This is a genomic window from Mesorhizobium sp. M7A.F.Ca.CA.001.08.2.1 (genome assembly GCF_003998455.1).
Taxonomy (GTDB): Bacteria; Pseudomonadota; Alphaproteobacteria; order Rhizobiales; family Rhizobiaceae; genus Mesorhizobium; species Mesorhizobium ciceri.
Genome location: NZ_RZPW01000319.1, coordinates 1 through 6,602, shown reverse-complemented (window position 1 = coordinate 6,602; position 6,602 = coordinate 1). Strand labels below are relative to the sequence as shown.

Below are 6,602 nucleotides of genomic sequence, written 5' to 3'. Positions count from 1 at the left end.
GACCAGGAGGCAGCGTCGTCCCTCCTTTTCCACCGCGGATTTGGTCTCTTCAGCGTCCTTGTCCTCGGCCAGATAGACGATCGCGACGTCGGCGCCCTCGCGGGCGAACAACACCGCCACCGAGCGGCCGATGCCCGAATCGCCGCCCGTGATGAGCGCTACCTTTTGGTTGAGTTTTTTCGATCCGAGATAGTAAGGCGCATCGTACAGCGGCGCCGGCTCTATGGCCCATTCATGTCCCGGTTTGGGCTGATGTTGCTCAGGGAAAGGGGGCTCGGGATATTCGCGGGCGCCAGCCTGCATGGCGCCTTGCAGCTTCCCATCGCCTTTCGATTTGTCCTTGGCATCGATGCCACGTTGGATATGGCGCTGCTTGGCCGCTTCACCGGCTATTTCCGACTTCATCTGCATGATCGTCTCCTTGGCTTGGAGAGAAAACAACGCATGTCGGCCAAAAAGGTTTGCGCAAAAGATCGACTGCAGAGAGGATTCCGACCAGCGGTTGGCAATGCGTGGCGACGACATCGCCAACTGCAACAATTCAGCTGCAATGCAGCCGCACCAGCCACCGCCGCGATGGGATCGAGCACCTGGGGCTTGCCCGCTGCTGCGCCGCCCTGGCGGCGAGCCAAACGTGACGATGTGGACTGGGAAGCACTTGCGTCAAACTGGCATGCGCAAAGCAGCGCCATCCGGTCTGCTCCGGGCGGAGCGCCGGAATTCTATCTTGGCGAGAGGCCGTCGAGCAGGAAGTCGAGGCCTCTTCGGAAGGCGCCATCCCAATCGTTGTCCAACAGCAGACGAGAGCGTTCGATTGTCGGGTAGTGTTCGCTGAGATGTGTAAGACGCTGCTGTGCGGCTGCCCTGTCTTCTTCCGAGAGGTCGAAGCTTGCCCGGGTGAGGGTAGCGCCCATCACATAGTTCCAGAGCGACCATATCGCGGCGTTCAGATCCGCGTCCGCAACACCGGCTCTGGACAAGGTCTTGCTCAGCATTTCCAGGCGACCGAGAATGTTCCGACCGAGCGCCCGGCGCCGCAACAGCGATGCCGACCAAGGATGGCGCAACATTCTGGCGCGCCAGTCTTCGAGCATATGAACGACGTCTCCGCGCCAGTCCGGAGACTCACCTGTTTCAGGCGATCCGCGATGTTCGAGCACCGAATCGACTGCTAGATCAAAGACATCCTCCTTGTTGTCGACGTGCCAATATAGACTCATCACACCCGAGCCGAGGCGATCGGCCAGCCGACGCATTGTCAATCCGTCTATGCCCTGGGCGTCCAGCAGTTCCACCGCGGTCGCCACGATACGCTCTCGAGACAGCGGCGGCTCGCTGCTCGCTTGCTGCACGGGCTGGAGCGACACGCTCTGTTGATCTCCTTTGCTCCGGGCGCCGCTGCGTTTGGCTACCATCCGTCGTCCTCGCTTTTTCAGAACATCGATTTTGACCGGCAACGCGACAAATGTCGATCTTGAACGATTGACTCGTACGACGTACCATACGATGACTCGTACATCGCACGATTCACGTAGCGATTAGGTTAAAGTTCAATCTGCAGGCGCCAGGGTAGGGTTGCTCGCAGGCTGCGGAGCCAAGCGAAAAACCATGTCACGCGCAATCAAGCATCTGCTTATCGGAGGGCTAATCATCATGACCATTGCAGTCCCCACTGCGTCGCCGGCGAACGAGTTCAAGCTGACTATTGTCAATCCACAGGCGCTCTACGACCCGTCGCCGAATGGCTACAGCACCGCCGTAATCGCACCGCTCGGAGCTCGGATCGCCTACATCTCCGGGCAGGGCGGCCAAGACAGCACAGGAGCCTTGTCACCGGATTTCGCCGTCCAGGTGAAGCAGGCCTACGCAAATTTGCATGCTGCGCTTGAGGGCATCGGCGCCAGGCCGGATCAGGTGGCGAAGCTCACGGTCTTCGTGGTCGACCACGACATGTCCAAGCTCGAGGTGTTGACCAGGAACGTCAAGGACATGTTCGGCGAGGCGCTGCCGGCGCAGACTCTGGTTCCCGTTCCCAAGCTTGCAATCGATCCCATTCTTTTCGAGGTGGAGGCCACCGTTATTCTGGAATAGTCGCTCCGATTGACCCGATCGTTCGAACAAAGAGTCGAGCGCGCTGCCGACGGCTGCGCGCTCACAATATCGAGCCGATGTTTGCAAGCCTGACGTGTCTCCAGGCTGAAGCCTCCAAGGGAACTGGAAAGTGAAGTCGGGGACCGCCGCATCCATGCCGCTCGCCGTATCCAAAAGTCGCATAAGATAGATTATGGAACTAACGCATGGGCCAAGAACTGTAAATTGCCGCTGGTTCTCATAGGCTTGAGCCGATTGTGGCGTATTGCCTTGAGCGGATCGCCAACGCTAGGCTGTCGAAATGAAGATGGCAAACAGCGAGATCGAAGCGGCAATCGAAGTGTTCGTGCATGGCTTCAGCGCTGACAGGAGCCGCACCTTTCCTTACGAGGCCAGCCGGGTTGGACCATTGTGGCTGATGCGCGATGCCGAACGCAAGAATCCTCGCGATTACCGCGGCGAAGAATGGGTCGTCCATGACGTCGCCGCTCAAGAGACCGATGCCGTCGTGCGGCAGCATGCACGGCCGGGCTTTGCCATTTCCGTTGTGATCGCGAACGACGATCCGGACGGGCCGACACGAACCGCCTACAAAGCTCTCGGCTACCGGCTGCTGCGGACCGAAGGCTTTTTCGTCCACCGATTGCACCGGATTCCGAACCCGCCATCGGTTGCTTCGGTCGAACGCGTGCAGACGGCCGAACGGGCGGCACAGTTGGGAAAGATCATCCGCCGGCAGCCGATCCCAGACGATTTGCTCGGCGACACCGCGCCGTTCCGCCAGTATGTGGCAATCGATGGCGCCGACATCGTTGGGCGCGTTCGCAGCCTGGATGCCGTGGGAGCCACCTGGTGTTCGAGCATGTATGTCGAGCCGTCGCACCGGCGTCGCGGCATTGGTCAGGCTTTGATATCGAAAATGTTGCACGACGATCGCGCGCGCGGTTCAAGGTACTCGGTGCTGGCAGCAACCCATGCCGGGGCGCTGCTTTATCCTCGGATGGGCTACGAGCGGATCGGAACGCTGCTGATATTTGCACCAAGGAGCCGAAAGCCCTCATGAAGCTCTATTCGCATCGTGCTGATTCATAAGGGATTTCTATAACCATGCCGTCATAGGCGGGTTCGACATTGGCTGGTGTCTCGGCCATCACCGAGACGTAGTCGAGCGGCACGTGCATATGTGTCAGCACCGCATGTATCGGCGCCAGCCGCTGGATCCATTCAAGCGCTTCGCCAAGTGACAGATGACTTGGATGCGTCCGGTACTGCAGCGCGTCGATGATCAGCACGTCGAGGTCGCCCAGCCGTTCGGCGGTGGGTTCCGGAAAGTCGCTGATGTCGGGGCAATAGGCGAGACCGCCAATGCGGAAACCGAGCGATACGATGTCGCCGTGGATCTGCGGCAGCGGCTCGAGGGTGAGGGTACCCCCCTCTCCTTCAACGACCACCGGCCTGGTGTGGTCGATGAGATGCGGCCTGACGATCGGCGGATAGGAGCTGCCTTGCGGCGTCTCGAAACAGTATCCGAACGCTTCCCGCAGCCGAAGCATCGTCGCCCTGTCGGCATGGACGTCGATGAGCTGGCGCTGATCGAGGACGAAACCGCGCAGATCGTCGATGCCATGGATATGGTCGGCATGCGGGTGGGTATAGACGACCGCATCGACACGTTTAACGCCGGCCAGCAGCATCTGCTGCCGAAAATCCGGCCCCGTGTCGATGACGACAGTCGTTCGGCTGCCGTTCGCCGCGATCCGCTCGACGAGCGCGGCGGCACGGGTGCGCCGGTTCCTGGGGTTGTCGGGGTCGCAATTGCCCCAATCGCCGGTGATGCGCGGCGTACCTGGGGACGAGCCGCAGCCGAGAATGGTGAGGCGCAGCCGGTCAGTCATCGTTCAGGCACTTTGCTCTGCAGGCCGCGGCATCTTGCCGAACAGCCGGAAGAAATTATCTGTGGTCAGATCGGCGATTTCAGCTTTGCTTACCCCGATCGTTTCGGCCAGCACCTTGGCGGTATGGGCGACATAGGCGGGCTCGTTGCGTTTGCCGCGAAACGGCACGGGCGCCAGATAGGGCGCATCGGTTTCGACCAGCAATCGGGCATGCGGGACATCGGCGGCAATGGCACGCAACTCAGCTGAATTCTTGAAGGTCAGGATGCCCGAGAACGACACGTAGCCACCGAGAGCGACGCCCACCTCGGCAAGCCGGCGCCCGGAAGAAAAGCAATGCAGGATGAAGGGGAAGGCGCCCTTCCCTGTTTCGTCCTCGAGAATATCAGCCATGTCGGCATCGGCATCGCGCGAATGGATGACCAGCGGCAGCCCCGTTTCACGGGCGGCGGCGATGTGATTGCGAAAGCCTTGCGCCTGTGCATCGCGTGGCGCCTTGTCGTAAAAATAGTCGAGACCGGCCTCGCCGATGGCCACTACTTTCGGGTGCGCGGATAGCCGCACAAGCTCCTCGACCGTGATATCCAGTTCTTCGGCCGCATTGTGCGGATGAGTGCCGACAGAGCAATAGACTCTGTCGAAAATTTCAGCGATCTCAAGTACTTGCGGAAAACGCTTCACGCGTGTCGAGATCGTCACCATACGGCCAATTCCGGCGGCTAAAGCGCGGGCGACGATGGCCGCCCGCTCCTCGGCGAAATCTGGAAAATCCAGATGGCAGTGGCTGTCGACGAGCATCAGACGTTCGCGTCCGGCTGTTCGACGTAACGCGGAAACACGCCTTCCGGTACGGGCAACGCAGTACCCGGCACCAGCGCATGGTCCGCGTGGACATGCGCGAAATCGCGGCTCTCCGCCGGCACCGCCAGCAGGTCGAGCAGTTTCGCGGCCGAGCCCGGAGTGAAGGGCTGACACAGCACCGCCACGCGGCGCACGACTTCGGCGGTCGTCCATAGCACCGTTTCCATGCGCGCCGGGTTGGTCTTCTTCAGCGCCCATGGTGCCTCGCCGGCGAAGTAGCGATCGGCTTCCGCCACCACGCCGAAGATCGCTGCCAGCGCCAGATGGATGCCCTGCTCGGCGACCGCCTTGCGCGCGGTGTCGAGCGCGGCGGCGGCCTGATCCAGGATCGCTCTGTCTGCATCCGTCAGCTCGCCGCGCTGCGGCACCACGCCGCCGCAGTTCTTGGCGATCATCGACAGCGAGCGCTGCGCCAGGTTGCCGAGGCCGTTGGCAAGATCGGCATTGGTGCGGTTGACGATCGCGTCATGGCTGTAGCTGCCATCGTTACCGAACGGCACCTCGCGCAGGAAGAAGTAGCGCACCTGGTCGAGACCGTAGTGCTCGACCATCGCGAATGGATCGACGACGTTGCCAACAGATTTCGACATCTTCTCGCCGCGGTTGAACAGGAAGCCATGCGCGAAAACGCGCTTTGGCAACTCGATGCCCGCCGACATCAGAAATGCCGGCCAATAGACCGCATGGAAGCGGACAATGTCCTTGCCGATGATGTGCGTGGCCGGCCAATAGTGCCATTGCTCGGCCTTTGTGTCGGGATAGCCGGCGGCGGTGATGTAGTTGGTCAAGGCGTCGACCCAGACATACATCACATGGTTGTCGTCGCCTGGCACCGGCACGCCCCATTTGAAGGTCGTGCGCGAGATCGACAGATCCTTCAGCCCCGACTTGACGAAGCTGAGCACCTCGTTGCGGCGCTCGGTCGGACCGACAAAGTCGGGCTGGCTCTCATAAAGCGCCAGCAATTTGTCCTGATAGGCGGAAAGCCGGAAGAAATAGCTTTCTTCCTCGTTCCATTCGACCGGCGACCCAAGCGGTTCGCGGCGCACGCCGTCGTCGCCGAGCGTCGTCTCGCTCTCGTCGAAATAGGCTTCCTGGCGCACCGAATACCAGCCGCTATAGCGGTCGAGATAGATGTCGCCATTGGCGGCCATCGCTTTCCAGATCGCCTGACAGGATTCGTAGTGGCGCGGTTCGGTCGTGCGAATGTATTGGTCATTCGAGCCGCCCATCGCCTCGGTCATTGCGCGGAAAATCGCCGAATTGCGGTCGGCCAGCGCCAGTGGCGTTATGCCTTCCTTCTCGGCCGTTTGCTGCATCTTCAGGCCATGCTCGTCGGTGCCGGTCAGGAAGAAGACGTCCTTGCCGTCCAGGCGCTGGAAGCGTGCCAGGGCGTCGGTTGCAATGACCGTATAGGCGTGGCCGATATGCGGCTTGCCGTTCGGATAAAAGATCGGGGTGGTGATGTAGAATTTGTCGCGTGACATGAATGAACCGTCATGAATGTCTGAATGGAAAGGCGTGGCGGTGGATATCGTATCGAGGCAGCATTTGCCATCCCGATCCAGGAAACCCAGTCACATTCGCATTGCAGAATTCAGGCGGTCGATCATGATCAAGGCGTGCTGCTTCTTATCGAGATTGTAAGTATCGGTCTCAGATATAGCGTCCAGCGCCTCATGCCAAGTGTCCGACAGCGTTTTGGCTCGTGCGAGATCGCCAGCCAGTGCTGCCTGACTTGCCGCGTCCGACAAC

Annotated in this window: 7 protein-coding genes and 1 pseudogene; 2 read left to right on the top strand and 6 right to left on the bottom strand. The window is 60.6% G+C overall.

The features are described from left to right. Positions 1-411 (bottom strand): SDR family NAD(P)-dependent oxidoreductase (locus EN914_RS19190; protein ID WP_127389202.1); only part of this gene is annotated, 411 nt, incomplete at its 3' end. A 311-nt stretch (positions 412-722) separates the two neighbouring features. Further along, the gene (locus tag EN914_RS19185; protein ID WP_024505520.1) at positions 723-1,415 is read right to left on the bottom strand and encodes a TetR/AcrR family transcriptional regulator; all 693 of its coding nucleotides are present in this window, start codon (positions 1,413-1,415) and stop codon (positions 723-725) included. Positions 1,416-1,608: 193 nt separating this feature from the next. Between EN914_RS19185 and EN914_RS19180 the strand changes: the two genes are divergently transcribed. After that, positions 1,609-2,091 (top strand): RidA family protein, encoded by a 483-nt coding sequence (locus tag EN914_RS19180; RefSeq protein ID WP_024505519.1) that lies wholly within the window; start codon positions 1,609-1,611, stop codon positions 2,089-2,091. 301 nt (positions 2,092-2,392) lie between these two features. Then, complete coding sequence (locus EN914_RS19175; protein ID WP_013531572.1) at positions 2,393-3,154, top strand: GNAT family N-acetyltransferase; 762 nt, start codon at positions 2,393-2,395, stop codon at positions 3,152-3,154. Positions 3,155-3,158: 4 nt separating this feature from the next. Here the strand turns inward: EN914_RS19175 and EN914_RS19170 are convergent, their stop codons facing one another. The 4 genes and pseudogenes from EN914_RS19170 to EN914_RS39990 form a co-directional block, all read right to left on the bottom strand. After that, positions 3,159-3,986, bottom strand: coding sequence for an MBL fold metallo-hydrolase (locus EN914_RS19170; RefSeq protein WP_013531573.1), 828 nt, complete (start codon positions 3,984-3,986; stop codon positions 3,159-3,161). Positions 3,987-3,989: 3 nt separating this feature from the next. Further along, a complete protein-coding gene (locus EN914_RS19165) occupies positions 3,990-4,784 on the bottom strand; it encodes a TatD family hydrolase (RefSeq protein ID WP_024505518.1) in 795 nt (264 codons plus the stop codon). After that, entirely contained in the window at positions 4,784-6,334 is a 1,551-nt protein-coding gene (gene metG, locus EN914_RS19160) for a methionine--tRNA ligase (RefSeq protein ID WP_024505517.1), read from the bottom strand. The genes EN914_RS19165 and metG overlap by 1 nt, the downstream gene beginning before the upstream one ends. Positions 6,335-6,424: 90 nt before the next feature. Next, positions 6,425-6,602 (bottom strand): annotated as a pseudogene (locus tag EN914_RS39990) (DNA polymerase III subunit delta'); the annotation flags it as partial.